We start from the raw sequence: 24,152 nt of genomic DNA, 5'->3' as shown, positions 1-24,152 counted from the left end.
TGTTGATCATGCGGACCATCGAAGGGCGCTCAGATCACGTGGTGGTGATCGGCGCCGGGCTGGCCGGCCTTTCCGCGGCACTGCACCTGGCCGGCCGCGGGCGGGCGGTCACGGTGGTGGAGCGCGAGCCGTGGCCCGGCGGGCGGGCCGGTCGCCTCGACATCGACGGCTATCGGATCGACACCGGGCCGACGGTGCTGACCATGCCGGACATCATCGACGCGACGTTCGCGGCCGTGGGCGAGCGGCTCACTGACCGCGTGGAGTTGATGACGGTCGACCCGGCCTACCGCGCCGTGTTCGCCGACGGCAGTGCGCTCGACGTGCACAGCGACGCCGATCGGATGTCCGACGCCGTGGCAGACTTCGCCGGCGTCGATCAGGCGGCGGGCTACCGACGGCTTCGACAATGGCTGACACGGTTGTACCGCACCGAATTCGACGGCTTCATCGCCACGAACTTCGATTCGCCGCTGTCGCTGCTCACCCCGCACTTGGCACAGCTGATCGCGATCGGCGGCTTCCGCAAGTGGGACCGAATGGTCAAGCGGTACATCACCGACCCACGGTTGCAGCGGATCTTCACCTTCCAATCGCTGTACGCCGGCGTGGCGCCGCGTGATGCCCTGGCGGTCTACGCCGTGATCGCCTACATGGACACCATCTCGGGTGTGGTGTTTCCGCGCGGGGGCGTACGCGCGCTGCCCGATGCACTGGCCGCGGCCGCCGCCGACGCCGGCGTCCGATTCTGTTACGGCACAACCGTAACCGCGCTCGAACGCACGGGCGGGCGGGTCAGCGCCGCGCTGAGCGAGCAGTCCGGACGCATCCCCTGCGACGCGGTGGTGCTGACCACCGAGCTGCCGCAGACCTACGGGTTGTTGGGCCGCACACCGCGTCGCCCGGTGCGGTTGCGTCCGTCACCCTCGGCAGTCGTGGCGCACCTGGGTTGTCCTGCCGTCGCATCCGAGACGGCCCACCACACCATCCTGTTCGGCGACGCGTGGGACCAGACGTTCACCGACATCGTCGACGACGGGCAACTCATGCGGGACCCGTCGTTGCTGGTTACGCGGCCGACGACCAGCGACCCGACCCTGGCTCCCGAGGGCCGCGATCTGCTCTACGTGCTTGCCCCGGCGCCGAACCTAAAGCGGGGCACCATCGATTGGGCCAGCACCGGCGGCGCCTACGTCGAGGACATGATCTCGCACGTCGCCGACCGGATGCTGCCCGGTTTACCGCACGACGCAACGGTTTTGGATGTCGTCACACCGGCCGACTGGGCGCGGCAGGGCATGGCGGCCGGCAGCCCGTTCGCGCTGGCCCACACGTTCGGTCAGACGGGACCGTTCCGTCCGGGCAACCTGGTGCGAGGCATCGACAATGCGGTGCTCGCCGGGTCCAGCACGGTGCCCGGCGTCGGAGTTCCGACCACGCTGATCTCCGGGCGGCTCGCCGCCGACCGCGTCACCGGCGTCCCCACACGATCGACCGCATACTTCGACATGAAAGCCGGCTCGCCATGATGCGCAGCGAGTTGACCGCGGCCGGAATCGACGATCCGCGGCTGCGCGACGGATACCGCCGATGCCGCGAACTCAACGCCACCCATGGCCGCACCTTCTTTCTGGCCACCCGGCTGCTCGCGCCCGACCAGCGGCCGCCGGTGCACGCGCTGTACGGATTCGCCCGGTACGCCGACGACATCCTCGACGATCTCGACCCGCAGGTCGGCGCCGACGTCCGCAGCCGCCGGCTGCAGCAGCTGTCGGAGCGATTCTTCTCCGGCGATGCTCACCTAAAAGATCCGTTGGTGGCGGCGGTGACCGACACCGTGCGGCGTTACCAGATCAGCGCCGGGCTGTTCGAGGACTTTCTGGCTTCGATGCGGATGGACCTCACGGTCACCGACTATCCCGACCGAAAGGCCCTCAACCTATACATGCGAGGCTCCGCGGAAGCCATTGGGTTGCAGGTGCTTCCGATACTGGGCACGGTGACGTCCGCCCAGGAGGCCGCGCCGTACGCCGCGGCACTGGGCCGGGCGTTCCAGCTGACCAATTTCCTGCGCGATGTCGACGAGGACCTGCAGCGCGGCCGGGTGTATCTGCCGGCCGACGAACTGGCCGCCGACGGCGTCGACCGAGAGCTGTTGACCTGGTGCCACACGCACCGCCGCACCGATCCCCGGGTGCGCCGGGCCCTGACCGCCCAACACGAAATCGCCCGGCAAACCTACCAATTCGCGACGGAAGGAATCGCCACGCTGGCCGCCCGATCGCGACCTTGCGTAGCGACCGCGGCCGCGCTGTATTCCGAGATCTTGGACTGCATCGAAAGAAGCGACTTCGCCGTGTTCGATCACCGCGCCACCGTCGGCAAGGCGCGACGGCTTCGAGTCGCCGGTGCGGGGCTGATACGGTCGTGGCGGGCGCGCAACAGTGCGCAGGGCGTTCGTCAATCGGGGGCCGCATGAGCGATCGGTGGCAATACCTGGCTGTGCTTGCCGCGTGCCTGGTGATCACCGCGCCGCTGGAAATTTTCGGCCCCGGCGTCTACCGGCAGTACCGACGGGTCATCAAGGCGGTCGTGCCGGTGGCCGTGGTGTTTTTGGTCTGGGATGAGATCGCAATCGCCGCGCACGTGTGGGCGTACGACCCTACCTACCTGTGCGGGCTGAGCATCCCGTTCCGGGTGCCGGTCGAAGAGGTACTGTTCTTCCTCGTCATTCCCGTGTGCGCGTTGCTGACCTACAACGCCGTGACCACCATTCTGGAAAAGGTGCACCGCCGATGACCGGCCTTGGCTACACCCTGCCGGCCGCGCTGGCGGTATTGCTGGTCTGTGCCATGGAATTGGTGGTATTTCGGACCGGCCTGTTTCGGCGCCCGGCGTACTGGCTGTCGATGCTGATCGTGCTGGGATTTCAGATCCCGGTCGACGGCTGGCTGACCAAACTCAGCTCCCCCATCGTCATTTATGACGATCGAGGGCTCAGTGGCGTGCGTTTCCCCTTTGACATCCCGGTCGAAGACTTTCTATTCGGCTTCGCGTTGGTCACCGCCGTGCTACTGCTGTGGGAGCGAAGGCGTGCGCGTGGGTGACGCGGGCCCGGGTGAGTTGGCGGCCGCGTTCGACGCGGGAGCTGCGGCCTACGACCGCCTGGTCGGTGCCAGCCCGGGCTACCACGCGCAGCTGATTTTATCGGCTCGACGGATGCGGATTCCCGCCCGCGGTAAGGGGTTCCGGTTACTCGATGCCGGATGCGGCACGGGCGCTTCGACGGCGGCGCTGCTGGCCGTCGCGCCCGAGGCAGACATCGTCGCCATTGACGCGTCGCGGGGAATGCTCGACGCGGCGCTCGCCAAGCACTGGCCCGGTTCGGTGCGTTTCGTGCACACCCCGGTCGAAGAGCTTGCACAGCACGGGATCACCGGACCGTTCGACGGTATCCTGGCCGCCTACCTTATCCGCAACGTCGCCGACCGCGACACCCAGCTGTGCAGGTTCCGCGAGCTCTTGCGCCCCGGCGGCACGCTGGCGGTGCACGAATATTCGGTGCGCGATTCCCCTGCGGCCACCCGCATCTGGCACGCCGTGTGTTGGGGCATCATCATTCCCGCCGGGTGGTGGCGCACCCGCGACACCGGGTTGTATCGCTACCTGTGGCGCAGCGTGCTGGCGTTCGACGGCGCCGAGCGATTCCGGACTCGCCTTGCCGACGCCGGCTTCACCGCGGTGCACAGCGAAACGATGCCCGGCTGGGAAGCCAACATTGTGCACACCTTCCTGGCGGATGCGCCACGATGACAGCCGACCGGCATCGCCGAACGTTCGCCGCGCCAACGGGATTGCCCGATGCAAAGGCGCTGGCGTCGCGCCCGCGGGTGGCCGTCGTCGGCGGCGGGATCGCCGGGCTGGCGGCCGCCACCGGGCTGGCCGAGCGTGGCGTCGCCGTCGAGATCATCGAAAGCGAGTACTACCTCGGGGGCCGGGTGGGGGGTTGGACCGAGCGGGACGGCGGCGCCGAGCTCGCTATGAACCGCGGCTTCCACGCGTTCTTCCGACAGTATTACAACCTGCGCGCGCTGCTGAGCAGGATCGACCCGCAGCTGCGGATGCTTACTCCCGTAAAGGATTACCCGCTGATCGACGGAACGGGCCGGCGTGACAGCTTCCGCGGGTTGCCGCGTACCCCACCGTGGAACGCCGTGGTGTTCGCGGCGCGCAGCCCCACCTTCCGGCTGCGTGACTTCACCCGCATCGATGCCCGCGCCGCCGCACCGCTGGCCGCCGTCTCGGTGCCGGGCACGTATGAGCGCCTGGATCACACCGACGCCGCCACGTTTCTCGAAGACATCCGCTTCCCCGAGGCCGCACGGCATCTGGCGTTCGAGGTATTCTCCCGCAGCTTTTTCGCCGACCCCGCCAAGCTCTCCGCGGCCGAGTTGGCGACCATGTTCCACATCTACTTCCTGGGGTCCTCCGAAGGCCTGATCTTCGACGTGCCCTCGGCGAACTATGACAGCGCGCTGTGGCAGCCGTTGCGCGCCTATCTCGAAGGGCGGGGCGTGCGGTTCCGGCTCGCCACCAAGGTGCTGAGCATCGACGCGGATTCGACGCGGCGCTTCAAGGTGCTTACCGATCCAGATGAGCACTTTGAGGTCGATGCCGTCGTCTTGGCCACCGATATCGCGGGTTTGCAGCGGATTGTCGCGGCGTCGAGGGACCTGGGCACCGACGACTGGCGCGCCCAGATATCGCGACTGCGCACCGCGCCGCCGTTCGCCGTGCACCGGTTGTGGCTCGACCGCCCGGTCGCGGCGCACCGGCCGGCGTTTTTGGGCACGGCCGGCCATGAGCCACTCGACAACATCAGCGTGCTGGAGCGCTACGAATGCGAAGCCCGCGACTGGGCCGCCGCGCATCACGGTTCGGTTGTCGAACTGCATTCGTACGCATTGGATTCCGAGCCGCCCCGCGCCGCCGCGCTACGCCAACTGCACAGGGTCTATCCGGAAACCGCTGCGGCACAGATCGTCCACGAGAAGCTGCTGCATCGCAGCGATTGCCCGCTGTTTTCGCCCGGCTCCTACTTTTGCCGGCCACCGGTCGCCACGCCGACGCCGGGCTTGTTGCTGGCCGGCGACGCCGTCCGCATCGACTTGCCGGTGGCACTCATGGAGCGGGCAGCCACCACCGGCTGGTGCGCCGCGAACCAACTCCTGCAACGATGGGGGTTGGCCGGACACCCGTTGGCCACGGTACCCACCCAGGGCCGGTCGCCACTGCTGCGATGGCTTGCCGACCGCGAAAGATCCAGCCGATCATGAAGTTCCGCGAACAGCTTCAACAACGCCTGGCCGTCACCCGGACCAAAGGGTGGCCGCTACAGGTGCTCCCGCGCATGTCATGGGCGGATCAGCGCCCGACATATCGCGACGCGAAACCCGCCATCATCGAGGCCGCACTGCGGCGCTCGCAGCGCAAACCCACCGGCAACTGGTACGTGTTCGCCGCCAGCGACCAGGTGCCCGGCGGGCGACCCTTCGGCACGCGCGTCGCCGGGGTCGACGTCGTCGCCTGGCGCGACGACCGGGGCCGGTTGTGCGTGGGGCCGCGCAGTTGTCCCCATTTGGGGGCGGACCTCGCCACGGGCACCGTGCACCAGGGCGCGCTGGTCTGCCGCTGGCACGGCCTGACCCTCGACGAACGCGCTCGCGAATTCGGCTGGAGCCCGTTGCCCAGTCACGACGACGGCGTCCTGGCCTGGGTGCGGCTCGACGCGGTGGGCAAGGAGGAACCGCTGGATCGGCCGGTGATTCCGCAGCGGCCGGCGGGCGACACCCTGAGCGCGGTCGCCCGCATGGTAGGTGTGTGCGAACCGAGTGACATCATCGCCAACCGCCTCGACCCGTGGCACGGCGCGTGGTTTCACCCCTACTCGTTCACCCGGCTCGACGTGCTGACGACTCCCACCGAACAGGCCGACCGATTCCTGGTGGCGGTGACCTTCCGGATGGGACGCCTCGGAGTGCCCGTCGTCGCGGAGTTCAGTTGCCCGGAAGCCCGCACGATCGTCATGCGCATCGTGGACGGGGAGGGGACCGGCAGTGTCGTCGAAACCCACGCGACGCCAATGGGTTCGAGTCCCGACGGCCGCCCGCGTACCGCCGTCCTGGAGGCCACCATCGCGCATTCAGAGCGGCCCGGTTTCACGCGCGCTTCCCGGGTGGCGCCGTTGATCACACCGATTATGCGTTATGCGGCCACCAAATTGTGGCGCGATGATCTCGCCTATGCCGAACGCCGCTACCAAGTGCGCACCGGCCACAAGTAGCCCGGGACCGGACGCTACGCGTGGAAGAATCCAACCGTGCGCAAGCCCTACGTCGCTGTCGTCGCGGTGACCGTCGGCGCTCACCTGGCTTACCTGCTGTACGTGCCGTGCGGAGGTTTCCTCGCGCTGCGCTGGCCCAAGTCCATCGTCCTGCACGTGCCCGCGGTGGCCTGGGGCGTCGCAGTCGTGGTGCTCAGGCTGCGCTGCCCACTGACGTCAGTGGAATCGTGGGCGCGCCGTCGCGCTGAAATGGATCCGCTGCCCACGTCCGGATTTATAGACCGTTATGTGACAGGACATTTCGTGCCGCCCGGCCGCGTCGGCGCTGCGCAGGCGCTCGCGTTCACCGCCGTCGCCGTCTCATGGAGTCTGTTCGCCCGCAGGGGCGTCGGCCGCGGGCGCCGCGGCATGCCGACCGTCAGTTGACCGGCGCCGCACCACCCACAGCACCCCACCGACGAGCACGAGCGCCAGCACGACCACGGTGGGCCACATGGCCAGCTGCGCTAGCCACAAACGTCGTTGCAACCGCAACGCCTTGCGCTCCGCCCGCCCCAGGCGCCGGGAAGTCTCGATCACGGTCATCGTCAGACCAGATACCCGAGGGGCACCCGTTCAAACGCGACATGGTGCTCCACGGCACTCGCTTATTACCGAAGGCTTACCTGCTGGGTCAAGGAGTAACCGAATCCCTATCTCGATGATTCGGGCCGCCCTGCGGCGGGAATGCCATAGGCCAGTGCGGGGGAGGAACGTGTTGAGCGATGGGTCTGGCACCGACATCGACGGCGTTGTGCAGGCCGCAGGACGAGTGACCGAGGCGCTGGAAATGATCGGGCCCGCCCGCGGGCATCTGTATTACTTCCATCAGCTCACCGGTCGCGCCGGTCTGCGACTCGACGAGGCGGTGGCGCGACTGAACGAAATAGGCGAGGCCGATCTGGCGCAACACATCAGTTGCGAGCTGATCGGGCGCAACGTCCTGCGGGCAGGTGCAGCTTCCAGGTCATCGAGGAGTACGACGACGGCTACTACCGCTGTTTCAAAGAGACCGAACAGCTGGTGCGAACCCGGCTCACCGACGGTCGCCGTCACGTCCATGAGATGGGCTTGAAAAAGCGACGGGGCACCGCCGGCCACCCGCCGCACACCGCGTCCCCCAATGATGAATCGGCGAAAGGTGAATCCCTATGAGCAACAAGGAATTCAGCAAGGGAGACAAAGTAGAGTGGCAAAGCCACGGCACCACCGTCCGGGGCACCGTGGAGGGCAAAATCACCTCCGACACCGAAGCGGCCGGACGCACGGTGCGGGCCTCCAAGGATGACCCGCAATACAAGGTGCGCAGCGACAAGACGGGCGCGGATGCCGTGCACAAGCCAGATGCGCTGCGCCACGCAAAGTGATGCGCCTCAACAGGATTGAGCGGGGCTTACCATGACAGACGACCGAGAAACCGCCTGGCGACAATTCCGGGACACCGTCAACATGACCGCAGGCGAGCTGGATAAATGGCTCGACACCGAGGAATCGAAGAGTGTCGGCGAAAAGAAGGGCGGCGACGAGTCCACCGGCCACGCCAGTGGCCGGCACATCGTCGAGATCCTCGAGGCCAAACGCGCCGACCTCACCGATGCCGACTACGCACACATGCGAAAGGTGGTCGGCTACGCCAAACGCCACCTGGCGCAACGTCCGCGTGGCAAGGTCGACGAGAGTCCGTGGCGATACTCCTTGATGAACTGGGGCCACGACCCCACGAAGTCCTGACAGTGCCCGCTGGGTGCGGTCGAGCCGCCGCCCGCCGCGGATGCCGTAGGCTGAGGGCCGCCGATCGCACTGCGAACGCTGCGCGCGTGTTTGCTCTCTGCGTTTGCCCGACATGGGCGAGAGGAGAAACACCGGGGCGCTTCGCCGGCCGCGATTAGCGGTCGCCGATACGCTGGCCGGCGTATCTTGCAAGAAGGATGCGGGTAAGTGACCAAGCGCGCCGCCGCTGACCGGCGATTAGACCGGGCCGAACTCGAGAAAACGATGTCGGCCGACATGCGCGCGATCACTGCGCAATCCGACCGTATTGGCCGGCACTTCGCCCGCCAGAACGATGTCAGTGGCAGCGACTTCCACGCCTTGCTGCACATCATGGTTGCCGAAACCGCCGGAGAACCGTTGACCGCGGCACAGCTGCGACGGCGCATGGACGTGTCACCGGCCGCCATCACCTATCTTGTCGATCGAATGATCGACGCCGGCCACGTCCGGCGCGAACCCGACCCCAAAGACCGGCGCAAGACCCTGCTGCGCTACGAGAAACAGGGGATGGCCCTGGCCCGCTCGTTTTTCACTCCGCTTAGCGCCGAACTACACACCGCGCTGGCCGATCTTCCCGATCGCGACCTGGCCGCGGCGCATCGGGTGTTCACGTCGATGATCGAGGCAATGGCCCGCTTCGAATCGCGGCTCGCCGCAACAAATCCCGCAGCGTCAGCCGCCGAGCCGAAGCGCTCTGCGGCGAAAGGCCGTCGCAGTCCCGCGAAGCGTGGCGGCTAGTGCGCCGGCCGCCCGGCAACGCGGCCCAGTAGCCGCTGCTCGATCAGGTCGGCACCGCGGCCGACGCCTCCCGTTGCGGCGAGTCCGGCGGCCACCCGGCGCGCTCCGTCGACCATCGTCATTGCCTGGCGCACCTTTGCCCGCAGCCGCGCCTCCGTGAGCCTTTTGGCCGGCAGGCGGGTACCGCAACGTGCAACCTCCACCCGCCGCGCGACCTCGGCCTGGTCGCGTGCGAATGGCACGGCACACACCGGCACGCCACGATCGAGTGCCTTCAGCGTCGTGCCCATCCCGCCATGGGTGATGGCGCAGCTTGCCTTGCCGAGTATGGCCGCGTGCGGCATGAATCGGCGTACCGTCGCGTTCGCCGTACGTGGCAGATCGGCGGGTATGCCGGCCGGGAATGTCGCCACCACGTGAACGTCCTCGTCGGCCAGCGCGCGCAACGCGATTCGTCCCAGGGCCTCGTCGGCCTGCCGCAGCGAGGAGGTGTTCACCAGTACCATCGGACGATCGATGGCGTCGATCCACTCCGGTGTTGCCGTCGGAGTGGGCTCGAATACGCAGGCACCGATGTGGTGCACGAGGCCAGCCCAGCCGGAATGCGGGTATTCGAACGGCTCACCCCCGACCGCTAACAGCAATGGCACCCGTCGTAACAAGCCGTCCACCGATGTCACCGGTGGCAGGCCCAGCTCGGCGCGAATAGCGTTGATACGGGGCAACATCGGCCGGTCGAACACATGCCTGACGACCGGTCGGACCCCGGCGTCACGAATGTAGCCGGCGATGCCAGGTAGCGGACGCATACCGGGACCGAAAGGTGGCACCCCATTCGAGCGCAAGTATGGGGTGAACGGCGAGAAAATCAGCCACGGAATGTTCCCGGCGTCCGCGACCGACAAAGCCCCCCAGCAATTCGCATCCACGATGAGCGCATCCGGCCGGACCTCGTCCACCGCACGTCGGAAATCGTCGACCTCCAGCACCGCCCGCCGGCACAGCACGTCGATCGATAACTTCAGTACTCCCATAGCGTTTCGTGCCTGCCAGTCGTTGCCGGCGATGGCTTCGATTCCCGGGTCAACCGGCTCGGCGTGCACGCCGGCCGATCGCATCGTCGACACGCCGGCCGACATGGTGCGCAGATGAACGTCATGGCCGCGCCGGGCCAGCTCGGCCAGCAGCGCCCCAGTCGGCAGCATATGCCCCAGGGCAGGCGACCCGTACGCCAGGATGATAGCCACGTCGCGCGTACCTAGGCCACGCGGATGAGGTCGACATCGCGCAAGTCCGCCAACTTGGCGGCCCCACAGCCGTGCAAGCAGATGCGAAGCTCGTCGATGAAGGGCTGCAACCAATCGACCACGGCGGCAGTCGATTCGATGGCGGCGGACAGCAGCGGCCGCGCCATCGCCACCACATCGGCGCCCAGCGCGATCGCCTTGGCCGCATCCATGCCGGTACGGATGCCACCGGATGCCACCAATGGAATCGCCGGCAGAACTGCACGCACCTCCACGATGGCGCGAGCCGTAGGGATACCCCAATCAGCCAGGTGCGGATAGCGCAGTTCGCCGTATCGCACGAATTGTTCGACCCGCGACCACGACGTGCCTCCGGCGCCGGCGACATCGATTCCGGCGACCGGCAATTCGCCTTCAGCCCCGACGAGTTCCGCGACGGCCGCATCACCGATCCCGTGCCCGACCTCCTTGAGCAGCACCGGAAAGTCAAGGGTTTCGACTGTCCGGCGCAACCGGCTCAGCGACCCCGAGAAATCCGTGTCGCCGTTGTGCTGCATCGCCTCCTGCAGCGGATTTGTATGCACGGCAAGCGCATCGGCGCCCACCCGGTCGAGGGCCTTGGCCAGATCCGGTACCGCGCTTGTGGTCAGTTGAGCCAGGCCGATGTTGCCGAACAGCAAGACATCCGGGGCCACATCGCGCACCGTGAAGCTCTCGGCGGCGCGCTCCCCCAACGCACTGTCCAACATGATCCGCTGCGAACCCAGCATCATGCCCAGACCCAGCTGTTGGGCGGCCGCGGCCAGATTGCGGTTGATGGTCCGCGACAGCTCGGCGCCCCCCGTCATCGCACCGATGAGAATCGGAGACCGCAGATTGACGCCGAAAAAGCTGGTGGACAAGTCGATGTCGCCCAGATTTGTCTGGGTCAGCGCGTTGTAGGGCAGTTCGTAGCGGTCCAGCCCGTTCGTGACGCCCGCATAGCCGACCGGCTCGTTCAGGCAGACGTCGATGTGCCGCCGCTTGCGGCTCTTCATCTCCCCACCGTCAGCAGCCATCGCAGGTCCCCCCTCGCATCCGCCACCGCTGCAGCCCCGCGTTCATAATGTCCATAGTGCCCCCTGTTACCCACCGCCGGCACTGCCACGCAGCGACGCATCATTTCAATCGGTTAATATTTAACAAAATGAAAGGGTTTTATTGGTGATGTGGGATTCCGTGGCCGCCGCTGTGACGGGCCGGCGTTCATGGCTGCTCGCGCTGGTCACGGCCCTGCTCGGTGTCGCATCCATGGCTCTCATCGGCGGCAACGCCGCCGCAGGCCAGTCCCCGCGATCCCTTCCACTCGATGCTCAATCGGCGCAGGTCGACTCCCTGGCCAAGCAGTTTCCGGGGGGCGACAAACCCCCGCTGATCATTGTGGTCAGCCGCACCGACGGTGGGGTTCTCAGCCCCTCCGATGTCGCCGCCGCCGAGGCCGCACGCACTCGGATGCAGGAGGCGCAAGCCCAAGCGATCGCGCCGACGGCGCCTCTGAGGACTTCCTCGGACGCAAAAGCTGCTTTCGGTGTCGTGCCGATCAGCGCCGACATGTCCGGGCTTGCCCTAGCCGACGCCGTGGCCGCGCTGCGCACGGCCGCGGCCGATGGTCTGCCCGCCGACCTGCAGGCTCACGTGACGGGCGGTCCGGCATTCGGCGCCGACATCGCCAGCGCCTTCACAGGCGCAAACATCACCTTGCTCGCCGTGACGACGGCGGTGGTGGCGCTCCTGCTCATCGCCACCTACCGCTCCCCGGTGCTGTGGCTGATCCCGCTGCTCGTGGTCGGCTTCGCCGATCGCGTGGCCGCGGCCGTCGGCACGGCGGTGGCGTCGCTGACCGGGTTGAACTTCGACGGCGCCACATCCGGGATCACCAGCGTGCTGGTTTTCGGTGCCGGGACCAATTACGCACTGCTGCTGATTTCTCGATATCGCCAAGAACTTCGGCACCATTCCGCGCATCGCGTGGCGTTGCGCCGGGCCGTGCGCCGGGCGGGGCCGGCCATCGTCGCCAGCAACGCCACCGTGGTGCTGGCGCTGCTGACCCTGCTGTTCGCGTCCACTCCGAGCACCCGCAGCCTGGGCGCGTTGGCGGCATGCGGCCTGCTGGTTGCCGCGATCTCGGTGCTGGTGATACTGCCCGCGCTGCTGGCCGCGTGCGGCAGGCGACTGTTTTGGCCGTTCATCCCGCACGCCGGCGACGACGAAACCCTGGATTCCGGTGGCTGGCATCGAGTCGCGGAATGGGTAGGCGGGCGTCCCGCACTGGTCGCGGCGGTCGCGATCGCAGTGTTGGCGGCTCTCGGGACCGGGCTGTTGGGCACTCGGATCGGCTTGTCGCAGACCGAGCAGTTCCGGATACGCGCGGATTCGGTGACCGGTTACAACGTTGTGGCCGAACATTTCCCGGCCGGACTGGCCAACCCGACACTCGTCGTCAGCCCCAGCGACCGTGCCGCACCGGTGCGGCGGGCAATCACGTCCACCCCCGGCGTCGTCTCGGTGACCGAATCGGGCCGATCGGGATCCGGACTGACGAAGTGGTCGGTGGTGATCGACGCGCCGCCGTCGTCAAAGCGGGCATTCAGCATCGTTGCCGCGCTGCGAGATTCGACGCGGGCCGCCGAGCCCCGCGCACTGGTGGGCGGGGCCGACGCACAGGCCCTTGACACTCGTGACGCGGCCACGCATGACCGGGCGCTGCTGATCCCGGCGATCCTGGCCGTCATCCTCATCGTCCTGTACGCGCTGCTGCGGTCGGCACTCGCGCCACCGACACTGCTGGCCGCAACCATTCTGGGTGCGCTGGCCGCGCTGGGCATGGGCGGCTGGGCGAGCCTGCACATCTTCGGTTTCCCGGCACTGGACAACACCACCCCGCTGTTCGCCTTCCTGTTCCTGGCGGCGCTCGGCGTGGATTACACGATCTTCTTGGTCACCCGGGCCCGCGAGGAATCCGCTCAGTTCGGCGCCCGCGCCGGGATGGTGCGTGCGGTCTCGGCCACCGGCGGCGTAATCACCAGCGCAGGAATCGTTTTGGCCGCTGTTTTCTGCGTTCTCGGGGTATTGCCCCTGATCGTCCTTACCCAATTGGGGATCATCGTAGGCCTGGGCATCTTGCTCGACACGTTCGTGGTACGCACACTGGTCATCCCGGCCCTGTTCGCCCTCATCGGCGACCGGATCTGGTGGCCGACCAGCCCTACCCGCGCGAAACCCGTTGAGCGACAAACTGACCGCAAACAACCAGAACGGAGTACACCGTGAACAGGTCGATACTGGCAGCGACCAGCCTGGCCGTCGCCGCGGCCGCCGGAACCGGAAGCGTCGCCAGCCGAAACACCGTTTCCCCGTGGTACGCGCGGCTTCGCAAACCCTCATACCAGCCGACTCGTGCGGCCTTCCCCACCGTGTGGACCACGCTCTACAGTGACATCGCGGCCACGTCGGCGGTAACTATCGATCGGTTCCGCGCGACCGGGCAGCATGACGAGGCACGCAACTACACCGTGGCGCTGGCGATCAACCTGATCCTCAACGCCGGATGGAGTTGGTTGTTCTTCGGTTATCACAAACTCGGCGCTTCCGCGGTCGGCGCCGCGGCACTGACCGCCAGCAGCGCGGATCTGGTGAGGCGCACCGCCCAGGCCACACCCCTCGGCGCGCTGGCATTGTCGCCCTATCCGCTGTGGTGTGGCTTCGCGACCATCCTGTCCGCGCACATCTGGCGACTCAACCGCTAGATCATGCCGGCACTGTTGTGGTTTCGCCGCGATCTCCGGTTGCGTGACCATCCGGCGCTCATTGCCGCGGCCGAGAACGATGAGGTGCTCGCCTGCTTCGTGCTCGACCCGCGCCTGGAAAAGTCGTCGGGGCAACGCCGCCTGCAATACCTTGGCGACGCACTCCGGCGGCTTCGCGACGACCTTGACGGCCGGCTGCTGGTCACCCGAGGACAGCCCCACACGCAGATTCCGCGTATCGCCACGGAGATCGGCGCAGCCTCGGTGCACATCTCCGACGACTTCGCACCGTTCGGGAAGCGTCGTGACGAGCGGGTTCGCGCGGCGCTGGGCCCGGTGCCGCTGGTGGCGACGGGGTCGCCGTATCTGGTCTCGCCCGGCCGCGTCACCAAGCCGGACGGCTCGCCCTACAAAGTGTTCACCCCGTTTCAGCGTCAGTGGCAAACGATTGGCTGGCGCGAGCCGACGAAGTCGGACGCGACCGCCGCACGCTGGCTGGATCCGGCGCAGCTGCGGGTCGCGCAGCACCCGATCCCCGATCCGGGCGCTGCGCTCGAGGTGGCCGCCGGCGAAGCTGCGGCGCGCAAACAGTGGAAGTCCTTCGTCGACAACGGATTACAGAGCTACGCGAAGGAGCGCAACAGGCCCGATCTGAATTCGACCAGCCGCATGTCGGCGCACTTGAAGTTCGGCGCCGTCCATCCCCGCACCCTGGTCGCCGATCTGGACCTGCACGGCCGGGGGGCGCAAGCCTTTCTGCGGGAGTTGGCCTTTCGCGACTTCTACGCCGACGTGCTGCACCATTGGCCGGCCTCCAGCTGGCGCAACTGGAACGGTGATTTCGATGGCATCCAGACCGACACCGGCGACGAGGCCAACCGCCGTTTCGAGGCGTGGAAAGCAGGCGAGACCGGTTTTCCCTTCGTCGACGCTGGGATGCGCCAACTGCGCGACACCGGCTTCATGCACAACCGGGTGCGGATGATCGCGGCCTCGTTTTTGGTCAAGGATCTTCATCTGCCATGGCAATGGGGCGCCGGATGGTTCCTGGACCAGCTGGTGGACGGCGACATGGCGAACAACCAGCACGGCTGGCAGTGGTGTGCGGGCTGCGGTACCGACGCCGCGCCCTACTTCCGGGTGTTCAACCCGACCACGCAGGGCGAGAAGTTCGACCCCTCGGGCGACTACATCCGGCGCTGGGTACCGGAACTGCGCTCAGCCGACGACGCGCACCTGCGCAAAGGCGAGCGGCCGGACGGTTACCCGGAGGCCATCGTCGACCACGCCGCTGAGCGCGCCGAGGCGCTGCGGCGCTACCAGAGCATCTGACCGCGATTCGCCATCCTGCCCGTCGGCGTCGGCTCCGCGAACTGACGGGCGCCTTTTCGGAGTCGCTAGCTCCCGCGCTAGCGGATTCGAGAAGCGGGTTATAGTGCGCAGACGTTACTGATGTGGCCTGAGTGACCTTTGATGGCCCTTGATACAGCAACGGTCATACCGGCCGCCAGACGTTTGCTGAATCGTCGTCACCAAGCCGATTGACCGTGACAGGATCAGCCAATTCACCGTCACTCGGGAGGCGACAATGACCAACTTCACCACTCGGACGCTGCTGATTTCGGGCGTGGCGGCCAGTCTCATCGCGGGCGTCGACGCCTGTTCGTGTTCGGTTGGGTCCTCACGCTCGGTGAGCAACAAGGATGTCGCCGGCCAGATCACCGCCAAAATGACGGATGCGGCCGGCAACAAGCCCGAGTGGGTGAACTGCCCGACCGATCTGCCCGGGAAAGTCGGGGCACAGATCAACTGCGACATGAAGGTCAAAGACCGGCCCTTCAACGTCAATGTCACGGTGACCAGTGTCGATGGCAACGATGTCAAGTTCGACATGGTCGAGACCGTCGACAAGAACCAGGTCGCGAACGCGATCAGCACCCAGGTGGGCCAACAGGTGGGCAGAAGACCGGATTCGGTGACCTGCCCCGACAATTTGAAAGGCGTTGCGGGCGCGACGTTACGATGTCAGCTCACGGACGGCGCGGACAAGTACGGCGTGCTGGTGACCGTGACGGACGTCGACGCCGGCGACGTCAACTTCCACTTCAAGGTGGACGAACAGCCGCAGGCCGCCGGTTAGCGGGCGGCCTTTTTGCGTTCGATGTCGGCCAGCGCCGCGGCAAGTTCGGCGCGTTGCGCGGCCGAACTCTCCCAGGCGAGCTGGCGGTTCTTGACCACCTTGGCCGGTGCGCCGACCGCGATGGAGTAGTCCGGGATCACCCCGCGCACCACCGCATGAGATCCCAGCACGCACCCCCGTCCGATGGACGTGCCACGCAGCACCGAGACCTTCACGCCCACCCAGGTGTCCGGGCCAATCCGGACCGGGGACTTGATGATGCCCTGGTCCTTGATCGGCATGTTGATGTCGTCCATGCGGTGATCGAAATCGCAGACGTAGCACCAGTCGGCCATCAACACCGAATCACCGAGTTCGATGTCGAGGTAGGCGTTGATGACGTTGTCGCGACCCAGCACCACCTTGTCGCCGAACCGCAGCGAGCCCTCATGCGCGCGAATGGTGTTCTTGTCGCCGATGTGCACCCACCGGCCGATCTCGAGCTGCGAGAGTTCGGGCGTCGCATGGATCTCCACGCCTTTGCCGAGAAACACCATGCCGCGAGTGATGATGTGCGGGTTGGCCAGTTTGAACTTCAGCAGCCGCCAATAGCGCACCAGGTACCACGGCGTATACGCGCGGTTGCGCAGCACCCATTTCAGCGAGGCCAGCGTGAGGAACTTGGCCTGGCGCGGGTCGCGGAGGTTCGATCCACGCCAGCGGCGATGGACCGGGGCACCCCACATGCTCGTCATGGCCGGACAGCCTAACGCGGTCGTATGCCAGCCGGCCAACCGCCACGGGTTACCCTCACCTGTACTCGATTGCCGCCGCACGGCGGGGTCTGCCCGCGCGCGACCCGCCCTCCCAATAAGGATTTGGAAAACCGAAGGTGCTTGCCCGACAACTCGTCAATGGGCTCCGGCGTTGGTCATCGGTAGTGCTGGCTCCCGCGCTCGCGGTCATGCTCGGCGCCTGCGGTAACACCGACTCATGGGTGGAGGCGTCGGCCGCGCAGGGCTGGCCGGCACCGTACGCCGACGCCACCAACAGCAGCTACACCACGACCAGCGGGGCCACCAAGCTCTCGCTGGAGTGGACCCGATCGGTAAAGGGAAGCCTGGCCGCCGGGCCGGCGCTGAGCGCGCGCGGTTATCTGGTCCTCAACGCCCAGACCTCGGCGGGATGCTCGCTGATGGAGTGGGAGAACAACGACAACGGGCGGCAGCGCTGGTGCGTGCGTCTGGTCCAGGGCGGCGGCTTCGGCGGCCCGCTGCTCGACGGTTTCGACAATCTCTACGTCGGCCAGCCCGGAGCGCTCCTGTCTTTCCCGATAACGCAGTGGACGCGGTGGCGCCAGCCGGTCATCGGCATGCCCACCACCCCGCGGTTCGTCGGGCAGGGCCAGCTCCTGGTGGCCACACACCTTGGGCAGGTACTGGTCTTCGACTCCCATCGCGGCCAGGTGGCCGGCAGCCCACTCGACCTGGTCGACGGCGTCGACCCCACCGACGCCGCACGCGGGTTGGCTGATTGCACGCCGGCCCGGCAGGGCTGTCCCGTCGCCGCCGCCCCCGCCTTCTCGACCGCTAACGGGATGGTGGTGCTCGGCGTCTGGCAGCCCGGGGCTCCCGCTGCGGGTCTAGTGGGGCTCAAGTACCACCCCGGACAGACGCCGCTGCTGACCCGCGAATGGAGCAGCGACGCCGTGGGCGCCGGTGTCATCGCCAGCCCGGTCCTGTCAGCCGACGGATCGACCGTCTATGTCAACGGCCGCGACCAACGACTGTGGGCGCTGCGGGCGGCCGACGCGAAAGTGAAATGGTCGGCGCCGCTGGGGTTCCTGGCGCAAACGCCGCCCTCGGTCACCCCCCAGGGGTTGATCGTGGCCGGCGGCGGCCCCGACACGAAACTGGTGGCGTTCAAGGATGCCGGCGATCACGCCGACCAAGCGTGGCGCCGCGACGACGTCCTGCCTCTGTCGACGTCGAGCCTGGCCGGTACCGGCGTCGGCTACACGGTGGCCAGCGGGCCCCCGGCAAACGGCGCCCCAGGCATGTCGTTGCTGGTCTTCGATCCGGGCAGTGGTCGCACGCTGGACAGCTATCCGATGCCAGCGGCCACCGGATATCCGGTCGGGGTGTCAATTGGCACCGATCGCCGGGTGGTGGCGGCCACCAGCGACGGCCAGGTTTACGGTTTCGCGCCGGCCTGACCCGGACATACCCCTGTGGTGCCCATCGACGAGACCGCGGCGCCGGGCGCCGTGACAACCAACACCACAGCAAACCCGCGGACCAGCGCCGCCGACATCGTGGCGACGTCGGTCCTGCTGGTCATCCATGGCGGGCTGTACCTGGCGAGCTTTGTGCTGCTTGGTCTGCTCGTGATGACCACCGACCCCTGTGGGTACCGAAAATGCGGCGACCCCGCCTGGATCAACCGCGCCATGGACCTGGGCACCTGGGGCGGCGCAGCCCTGCTGGTCGTCGACATCGTGGTCGCCGTGTACTTCCTGGTGCGGCAGAAACGACGGGCCTTCGTCATCCCGCTGATCGGTTGCGTCGCGCAGGTCGCGCTGGCGCTCGCCGCTGTGGCGATGGAGTTGCAGGCCGGACCGGCCTGAGCCCGTGGCGATCGCGAGTGCGGCGCAGCCGGATGAAGCGGGTCGCCACCATCAGGACCCGTGGCGATCGCGAGTGCGGCGCAGCCGGATGAAGCGGGTCGCCACCAGGCGAGACTAGATCGCCAGCGGCGGGATGGCGTTGCGCGGCACCTGGGCCTGCAATGGCCCGCCGAGCGCGGGCAGCATCTCGCCCGGAGCGAAGTAGAAGATCAGCTGATCGTCGGTGATGGCGAAGTTCTGATAGTGCGTCGGGTCATGTCCCGTCGACGGCAAAACCGCGGCGCCCAAGGGGGTTTGGCGCTCCAGGTCGCGCTGCACGATCGGGTAGATGGCGTCCAGCGGCGTCGCGCCGGGCAGGAACAGAGTGTCGAAGGTGATGGGCTGCCTGGTCCCGAGGTTGTAGTTGAACGCCTTGTACCAGATCGACGAGTGCGCTCCCCCGACGTCCTGGAAGAACTTGAGCACGACGCTGCGGGTGTTGTGTGGCGGCTGCCCGGCGAAGTGTTGCTCCGTGGTGGCCTCCAACTGGTAGGGCTGGTCGCGCCCCCCGGAACTCTGCGCGACGGCGACGAAGCCGTCCCGGTTCTGGGTGATGTAGTCGGCCAGCGCCTGCCCGTCGGGATAGTCGGCCGGAAAGCTCATGTTGAGCATGTAGTTGGGGCCGGTTGCGCGCAGACGGCACATCTGGCCGGCCTCGACGATGCCGCCCAGGCCGGCACACGACGGCGGCTCGGCCGCGGCCGGCCAGCCCACCAAGGCCGCCGCCGCGAGCAGCGCAGCGGCTATCAGATAACGCATCGTGGAAGTGTCCTCGCAGACTAGCCCGGGTCGGTGACCCTCAGCAGTGACGCCGCCAGCGTACCGGCGCTATCGGGAGGGTTGGCAAACGAACGCCATCGCCCGGCTGGAGCTCCGTGCGCCAATGCGGGCGATGACCACCGACAACGACCGGCTCCCGCGCAGCCGCATCCGTTTGCGCAACGCGTCGGGGTCGACCCGGACCCCGCGCACCAGGACCTCCAGCGACCCGCAGTCCAGCGCCGACAGGGCCCGGCGCAGCCGGCGTTCGTCGAAGACCAGCTGCTCGAGCACCTCGAACCCGCGATCCGCCGCCGGCAGTCGATCGCCGGACAGGTAGGCGATGTCGGCATCGAGCTGCCACAGTCCATGCCGCGCGCCGTAATGGCGCACCAGTCCGGCCCGCACCACGGCGCCGTCCGGGTCGACGATCCACCGCCCGACCGACCGCACCGGGCAGTCGTCGGGGTCGTTGTCGGTGAGCTGCTCGCCGCGATCCAGCAGGCTCGCCCGCCGACGCACATCGGGCTGCGCCAGTCCAGCCGACCAGAGGCAGGCTTCCCGGACTGAGCCGCGATATGACGTCACCTCGATCTCCCCGTCGAATCCCAATCGTCGCGTCTGATCGAAATCGATTCCGGGAGAACACTTTACGACGAAGTCGCGGTCACTGTAGGCGGCTAGCAGCGCGCCCAGGCCGGGTTGGTAGTCGTCGCTGCGCAGCCGCCGTCGACCCTCGACACGCCGGGCCGGATCGACGACGAGCACCGCATCGCGGGTGACCGGGCGCACCGCGTCGGCGCGGCAAATCCAGGCCGACTCCCCCACGTTGTGCCGCGCCATCGACAGCCGCACCGGATCGATATCGCTGCCCACCGCGGCAATCCCGCAGGCCCTCAGCGCGGCGAGTTCGGTGCCGATCGAACAGGTCGCGTCGTGCACGACGCCGCTGCCGCCGCCGGCCAGCCGTCTGGCCCGGTACAGGGCCACCGGCGCCGCGGTGGCCTGCTGCAACGCCTCGTCGGTGAACAACCAATCCGACACTCCCAGCTCGCCCAGCTTGTCCGCGGCGCGGCGGCGCAACAAGACCGTCTCCACCAGGACCGCGGCCCGGTCGCCGAATTGGGTGCGCGCCGCGGCGACGTCTCCGATCCGGGTGGCGTCGGTCAGTTCGAGGTCGGCGATCGCCGCAAGCGCCGCGGTACCCGCGTGCGACCGCAGGTAGCCGACGTCGTTCGGGCTGAAGCGCAGGCCTACGCTCAGGAGGGTTTGACCCCGGTCACCATCACGTTGTAGAACCAGCCTTTCGGGACCACGCGCCGCCACACGTTGGCGTCCACCCAACTCAGCGCCTTCCAGCCGTTGAAGGCGAATTTGGCCCAGCCCCAGCCCAGGCGTCCGGGCGGCACCGACGCCTCGAAGGTGCGCACCGGCCAGCCGAACATCGCGGCGGTGAACTCTTCGCTGACGGTCCGCACTTCGGTGGCGCCGGCGTCGGCGGCCATCCGCTCCAGGTCACCCGGAGTGAAGGTGTGCAGGTCGACGATCGCCTCCAGCGCGGCAGCCCGAGAGGATTCGTCGAGTTCGGCCTGCGGGCGCCGCCAGGCACCCAGGCCGGGCAGCTTGGTGACGTTGGTGGCGATGCGCCAGGTCAGGGTCGACAGCTCGCGGGCGTAGACGTCGCCCGCGCTGGTCGGCTCGCCGGCGAAGACGAAGCGGCCGCCGGGGCGCAGCACCCGGATCACCTCGCGCAGCGAAAGCTCCACGTCGGGAATGTGGTGCAGCACGGCGTGGCCGACGACCAAGTCGAAGGCGTTGTCCTCGTACGGGATGCCCTCGGCGTCGGCGACCCGGCCGTCGATGTCGAGGCCCAGCGACTGCCCGTTGCGGGTCGCGACCTTGACCATGCCCGGCGACAGGTCGGTCACCGATCCGCGCCGGGCGACCCCGGACTGAATCAGGTTGAGCAGGAAAAACCCTGTGCCACAGCCTAATTCGAGGGCCCGATTGTAGGGCAGCTCACGCACCACCTCGTCGGGCACGATGGCGTCGAAGCGCCCCCGGGCGTAGTCGATGCAGCGCTGATCATAAGAGATCGACCACTTGTCGTCGTAAGTCTCGGCTTCCCAGTCGTGGTAGAGCACCTGGGCCAGCTTGCTGTCGTGCCGGGCGGCTTCCACCTGCTCGGCGGTGGCGTGGGGCGTCGGAACGGCGCCGGTCGAACTGGTCATGCAGGGCAGCCTAACGGCCGTCGGGATCCGCCCTATCGCCGCCGCCCTGACCAGCAGTGAACACCTCGACATAGCGCCGGCGTTCGGCGGCGAGCCGCTCGGGAAGTTCCACATCGAAAACGTCGTTGATCCCGGCTTTGGCGGCCGCCAGCGCCTGCCGGGGACCCTCGAGAAAACGGCGTGCCCACCCGGCGGCGGCGTCGTACACGTCGTCGGGCGCCACCACTTCGTCGACGAGGCCCAGCGCCGAGGCTTCTTCCGCGTCGAAGAAGCGGCCGCTGAAAACCAGCTCCTTGGCCTTACTGGCGCCGGCCACCCGCGTCAGGCGCGCCATCGCGTCGCCGCCGGGCACCAGGCCGGCCAGGATTTCGGTCGCGCCGAACTTCACGTTGTCGCCGCTGACCCGCCAGTCGGCCGCCAGGGCCAGCGTGAGCCCGGCTCCCAACGCGTATCCGGTGATCGCGGCGACGGTCGGTTTGGGGATCGCCGCCACGGCGTCGACGGCTTCCTGGCGGACCCTTGCCGCGCTCTCGGCCTCGGAGCCCCGCAGCGTCCGCAGCTCGGGGATGTCGTCACCCGCGGAGAAGATCTCGTGGCCGCCGAACAGGATCACCGAGGCGACGTCGTCGCGCCGGCCCAATTCGTCGGCGGCCGCGATGACCTCCCGATAGACCTGGCGGGTCATCGCGTTCGTCGGCGGGCGCGACAGCAACAACATGGCCAGCCCGGCGTCCCGCGAGCCGTCACTGACCACCACGCTGACGAACTCTCTCAATGCCGCCATCCCAGGCCGCCCGCCTCCCGCGCCCGGTGGTAGCGGTCGGAATCGAAGAACTCGAAGACCCAGTTGTCGCCCTGGATCTCCAGGTGCGGCTGCACGGGCAGGATCTGGCGTTCGACGGACAGCACCTCGGCGACGGTCCGCCCGGCCAGCGAGTCCAGCTGCGTCCAGGTCGGGGGCAGCAAGAAGCTGCGGCCGGCGGAGAAGTCGTCGATGGCCGCCTCCGGCGTCGTCCAGCCCGCCCGGTCGGATTCGGTGTTCTCCCCGTCGGCACGCTGGCCCTGCGGCAATGCACCCACGAAGAAATAGGTGTCGTAACGCCGGGTGCGCTCGGCCTCCGGCGTCACCCAATTGGCCCACGGCCGCAACAGATCCGAGCGCAACTCCAGGTTCTCCCGGCGCAGGAAGTCCGCGAAAGACAACGTCCCGTCGGCCAGCGCCTGCCGGGCATCGCCATAGATCGAAGCGTCGTCGACGATGCCGTCCGGGTCGCCGGCCGGCCCGGCGAACAGCACTCCAGACTCCTCGAACGTCTCGCGGGCTGCGGCGCAGACCAGCGCCTCCGCCAGGTCGGGTTCGATGCCGAAGCGCTGGGCCCACCACGCTGGCGGCGGGCCGGACCAGGCGATGTCGGCGTTGCGGTCGCGGTCGTCGACACCGCCGCCGGGGAACACCATCGTCCCCGCGGCGAACTCCATCTTGGCGTGTCTGCGCATCAGGAAGACCGCGATGCCCGCCGGGTCATCGCGGACCAGCATCACCGTGGCGGCCGGCCGTGCGATCAGCGGGGCTTCGTCGGGTGGCGTCATAACGGCCTCCGGTGGGCTGCGCGGGTACGCACTCGCCGCGCGAAGTAGCGACCGTCGACGACGTCGAGCGCGATCGCTTGGCCGAACGCGGTGGACAGGTTCTCGGAGGTCAGCACGTCGGTCAGTAATCCCGCCGCGACCACTTCGGCTTCCGAAAGCAACATGCAGTGACTGAACCCGGGCGGGATCTCCTCGACGTGGTGGGTGACCAGCACCAGGGCGGGCGCCTCGGGGTCGGCGGCCAGGTCGGCCAGCCGCGCGACCAACTCCTCGCGGCCGCCCAAATCCAGGCCGGCGGCGGGCTCGTCGAGGAGCAACAGTTCGGGGTCGGTCATCAGTGCGCGGGCGATCAGCACGCGCTTGCGCTCGCCTTCCGACAGCGTTCCGTAGGTGCGATCCGCGAGGTGCTCGGCGCCAAGGCTCTCCAGCATGTCGATCGCCCGCCGGTAGTCGACGTCCTCGTAGCGCTCCCGCCATCTGCCCAGCACCGCGTAGCCGGCCGAGACGACGAGATCGCGAACCACTTCGTCGGTGGGTATTCGCTGCGCCAACGCCGAGGAGCTGAGGCCGATCCGCGACCGCAACTCGGTCACGTCGACCCGGCCCAGCCGCTCGCCGAGCACGAAAGCCGTGCCGGACGAAGGGTGTTCGGCCGCCGCGGCGATCCGCAGCAGCGAGGTTTTGCCTGCTCCGTTGGGCCCCACGATCACCCAGCGTTCGTCGAGTTCTACCGCCCAATCCAGCGGGCCGACCAAGACGTTTCCGCCGCGCCGCAGCGACACCTGCCTGAAGTCGAGCAGCAGATCGGGGTCGGCTGACTCGCTTCCGTTTTCGGACACCCGACCATCGTGCCGTACCCCGAC

At 67.8% G+C, this 24,152-nt stretch carries 26 protein-coding genes and 1 pseudogene; 18 read left to right on the top strand and 9 right to left on the bottom strand.

The features are described 5' to 3' along the window. Positions 1 to 8: 8 nt before the first annotated feature. From crtI to AC5Y4F_RS09945, 12 genes and pseudogenes are all read left to right on the top strand, one after another. On the top strand, positions 9 to 1,529 hold the full coding sequence (crtI, locus tag AC5Y4F_RS10000) for a phytoene desaturase family protein (protein ID WP_499996342.1): 1,521 nt from the start codon (positions 9 to 11) through the stop codon (positions 1,527 to 1,529). After that, complete coding sequence (locus AC5Y4F_RS09995; RefSeq protein WP_499996339.1) at positions 1,526 to 2,479, top strand: phytoene/squalene synthase family protein; 954 nt, start codon at positions 1,526 to 1,528, stop codon at positions 2,477 to 2,479. The genes crtI and AC5Y4F_RS09995 overlap by 4 nt, the downstream gene beginning before the upstream one ends. After that, positions 2,476 to 2,799, top strand: coding sequence for a lycopene cyclase domain-containing protein (locus tag AC5Y4F_RS09990; protein WP_067936972.1), 324 nt, complete (start codon positions 2,476 to 2,478; stop codon positions 2,797 to 2,799). Before AC5Y4F_RS09995 ends, AC5Y4F_RS09990 begins: the two co-directional genes overlap by 4 nt. Further along, on the top strand, positions 2,796 to 3,107 hold the full coding sequence (locus AC5Y4F_RS09985; protein WP_499996334.1) for a lycopene cyclase domain-containing protein: 312 nt from the start codon (positions 2,796 to 2,798) through the stop codon (positions 3,105 to 3,107). The genes AC5Y4F_RS09990 and AC5Y4F_RS09985 overlap by 4 nt, the downstream gene beginning before the upstream one ends. Next, positions 3,094 to 3,813: a class I SAM-dependent methyltransferase gene (locus tag AC5Y4F_RS09980; protein WP_067936976.1), complete on the top strand. Its 720-nt coding sequence runs from the start codon at positions 3,094 to 3,096 to the stop codon at positions 3,811 to 3,813. Before AC5Y4F_RS09985 ends, AC5Y4F_RS09980 begins: the two co-directional genes overlap by 14 nt. Next, on the top strand, positions 3,810 to 5,336 hold the full coding sequence (locus AC5Y4F_RS09975) for an FAD-dependent oxidoreductase (RefSeq protein WP_499996331.1): 1,527 nt from the start codon (positions 3,810 to 3,812) through the stop codon (positions 5,334 to 5,336). The genes AC5Y4F_RS09980 and AC5Y4F_RS09975 overlap by 4 nt, the downstream gene beginning before the upstream one ends. Then, the gene (locus tag AC5Y4F_RS09970; protein ID WP_067936979.1) at positions 5,333 to 6,343 is read left to right on the top strand and encodes a DUF5914 domain-containing protein; all 1,011 of its coding nucleotides are present in this window, start codon (positions 5,333 to 5,335) and stop codon (positions 6,341 to 6,343) included. The genes AC5Y4F_RS09975 and AC5Y4F_RS09970 overlap by 4 nt, the downstream gene beginning before the upstream one ends. A gap of 36 nt (positions 6,344 to 6,379) precedes the next feature. Continuing rightward, positions 6,380 to 6,769: a DUF2784 domain-containing protein gene (locus AC5Y4F_RS09965; protein WP_499996328.1), complete on the top strand. Its 390-nt coding sequence runs from the start codon at positions 6,380 to 6,382 to the stop codon at positions 6,767 to 6,769. 403 nt (positions 6,770 to 7,172) lie between these two features. Continuing rightward, positions 7,173 to 7,537 (top strand): annotated as a pseudogene (locus AC5Y4F_RS09960) (hypothetical protein). Continuing rightward, positions 7,534 to 7,749: a hypervirulence associated TUDOR domain-containing protein gene (locus AC5Y4F_RS09955; protein WP_067936983.1), complete on the top strand. Its 216-nt coding sequence runs from the start codon at positions 7,534 to 7,536 to the stop codon at positions 7,747 to 7,749. The pseudogene AC5Y4F_RS09960 and the gene AC5Y4F_RS09955 overlap by 4 nt, the downstream one beginning before the upstream one ends. Before the next feature lie 31 nt (positions 7,750 to 7,780). After that, positions 7,781 to 8,113 (top strand): DUF3140 domain-containing protein, encoded by a 333-nt coding sequence (locus tag AC5Y4F_RS09950; RefSeq protein ID WP_067936985.1) that lies wholly within the window; start codon positions 7,781 to 7,783, stop codon positions 8,111 to 8,113. A gap of 207 nt (positions 8,114 to 8,320) precedes the next feature. Beyond that, the gene (locus AC5Y4F_RS09945) at positions 8,321 to 8,893 is read left to right on the top strand and encodes a MarR family winged helix-turn-helix transcriptional regulator (RefSeq protein ID WP_067936988.1); all 573 of its coding nucleotides are present in this window, start codon (positions 8,321 to 8,323) and stop codon (positions 8,891 to 8,893) included. Here the strand turns inward: AC5Y4F_RS09945 and AC5Y4F_RS09940 are convergent. Both AC5Y4F_RS09940 and fni read right to left on the bottom strand, forming a co-directional pair. Beyond that, the gene (locus tag AC5Y4F_RS09940; protein ID WP_499996326.1) at positions 8,890 to 10,140 is read right to left on the bottom strand and encodes a glycosyltransferase; all 1,251 of its coding nucleotides are present in this window, start codon (positions 10,138 to 10,140) and stop codon (positions 8,890 to 8,892) included. The genes AC5Y4F_RS09945 and AC5Y4F_RS09940 overlap by 4 nt on opposite strands. Positions 10,141 to 10,151: 11 nt before the next feature. Next, positions 10,152 to 11,198: a type 2 isopentenyl-diphosphate Delta-isomerase gene (gene fni, locus AC5Y4F_RS09935; protein WP_067936993.1), complete on the bottom strand. Its 1,047-nt coding sequence runs from the start codon at positions 11,196 to 11,198 to the stop codon at positions 10,152 to 10,154. 148 nt (positions 11,199 to 11,346) lie between these two features. Between fni and AC5Y4F_RS09930 the strand changes: the two genes are divergently transcribed. The 4 genes from AC5Y4F_RS09930 (at position 11,347) to AC5Y4F_RS09915 (ending at position 16,065) form a co-directional block, all read left to right on the top strand. Further along, positions 11,347 to 13,449, top strand: a complete 2,103-nt coding sequence (locus tag AC5Y4F_RS09930; RefSeq protein ID WP_499996461.1) for an MMPL family transporter — start codon at positions 11,347 to 11,349, stop codon at positions 13,447 to 13,449. Further along, on the top strand, positions 13,446 to 13,925 hold the full coding sequence (locus AC5Y4F_RS09925) for a TspO/MBR family protein (RefSeq protein ID WP_499996324.1): 480 nt from the start codon (positions 13,446 to 13,448) through the stop codon (positions 13,923 to 13,925). Before AC5Y4F_RS09930 ends, AC5Y4F_RS09925 begins: the two co-directional genes overlap by 4 nt. A gap of 3 nt (positions 13,926 to 13,928) precedes the next feature. Further along, positions 13,929 to 15,257 carry a cryptochrome/photolyase family protein gene (locus tag AC5Y4F_RS09920; RefSeq protein WP_499996321.1) on the top strand — a complete coding sequence of 443 codons (1,329 nt, stop codon included), beginning with the start codon at positions 13,929 to 13,931 and terminating at the stop codon, positions 15,255 to 15,257. A gap of 256 nt (positions 15,258 to 15,513) precedes the next feature. Then, on the top strand, positions 15,514 to 16,065 hold the full coding sequence (locus AC5Y4F_RS09915) for an anti-apoptotic protein (protein ID WP_499996319.1): 552 nt from the start codon (positions 15,514 to 15,516) through the stop codon (positions 16,063 to 16,065). Here AC5Y4F_RS09915 and AC5Y4F_RS09910 read toward each other — a convergent pair. Continuing rightward, positions 16,062 to 16,799, bottom strand: coding sequence for an acetyltransferase (locus AC5Y4F_RS09910; protein WP_067937013.1), 738 nt, complete (start codon positions 16,797 to 16,799; stop codon positions 16,062 to 16,064). The two genes, AC5Y4F_RS09915 and AC5Y4F_RS09910, sit on opposite strands and share 4 nt — an antisense overlap. Positions 16,800 to 17,008: 209 nt before the next feature. Between AC5Y4F_RS09910 and AC5Y4F_RS09905 the strand changes: the two genes are divergently transcribed. Next, positions 17,009 to 18,259 (top strand): outer membrane protein assembly factor BamB family protein, encoded by a 1,251-nt coding sequence (locus tag AC5Y4F_RS09905; protein ID WP_197520620.1) that lies wholly within the window; start codon positions 17,009 to 17,011, stop codon positions 18,257 to 18,259. A gap of 24 nt (positions 18,260 to 18,283) precedes the next feature. Then, entirely contained in the window at positions 18,284 to 18,670 is a 387-nt protein-coding gene (locus tag AC5Y4F_RS09900) for a hypothetical protein (protein WP_369829721.1), read from the top strand. Between the two features lie 114 nt (positions 18,671 to 18,784). Here AC5Y4F_RS09900 and AC5Y4F_RS09895 read toward each other — a convergent pair whose 3' ends face one another. The 6 genes from AC5Y4F_RS09895 to AC5Y4F_RS09870 all read right to left on the bottom strand — a co-directional run bounded on the left by AC5Y4F_RS09895 (position 18,785) and on the right by AC5Y4F_RS09870 (position 24,128). After that, positions 18,785 to 19,468 carry an esterase gene (locus AC5Y4F_RS09895; RefSeq protein ID WP_499996316.1) on the bottom strand — a complete coding sequence of 228 codons (684 nt, stop codon included), beginning with the start codon at positions 19,466 to 19,468 and terminating at the stop codon, positions 18,785 to 18,787. 69 nt (positions 19,469 to 19,537) lie between these two features. Beyond that, a complete protein-coding gene (locus tag AC5Y4F_RS09890) occupies positions 19,538 to 20,770 on the bottom strand; it encodes a THUMP-like domain-containing protein (protein WP_499996459.1) in 1,233 nt (410 codons plus the stop codon). Then, positions 20,728 to 21,699, bottom strand: a complete 972-nt coding sequence (locus AC5Y4F_RS09885; RefSeq protein WP_499996313.1) for a class I SAM-dependent methyltransferase — start codon at positions 21,697 to 21,699, stop codon at positions 20,728 to 20,730. The genes AC5Y4F_RS09890 and AC5Y4F_RS09885 overlap by 43 nt, the downstream gene beginning before the upstream one ends. 10 nt (positions 21,700 to 21,709) lie before the next feature. Beyond that, entirely contained in the window at positions 21,710 to 22,474 is a 765-nt protein-coding gene (locus AC5Y4F_RS09880) for an enoyl-CoA hydratase (RefSeq protein WP_499996457.1), read from the bottom strand. Further along, the gene (locus AC5Y4F_RS09875) at positions 22,471 to 23,289 is read right to left on the bottom strand and encodes an NUDIX hydrolase (RefSeq protein ID WP_067937035.1); all 819 of its coding nucleotides are present in this window, start codon (positions 23,287 to 23,289) and stop codon (positions 22,471 to 22,473) included. The genes AC5Y4F_RS09880 and AC5Y4F_RS09875 overlap by 4 nt, the downstream gene beginning before the upstream one ends. Next, positions 23,286 to 24,128: an ABC transporter ATP-binding protein gene (locus AC5Y4F_RS09870; protein WP_067937037.1), complete on the bottom strand. Its 843-nt coding sequence runs from the start codon at positions 24,126 to 24,128 to the stop codon at positions 23,286 to 23,288. The genes AC5Y4F_RS09875 and AC5Y4F_RS09870 overlap by 4 nt, the downstream gene beginning before the upstream one ends. Positions 24,129 to 24,152 lie beyond the last annotated feature (24 nt).

The sequence above is a fragment of the Mycobacterium sp. NGS56 genome, assembly GCF_059812425.1.
Note: the sequence above shows the minus strand (reverse complement) of the source record. Positions and strands in the feature narration are given on the sequence as shown.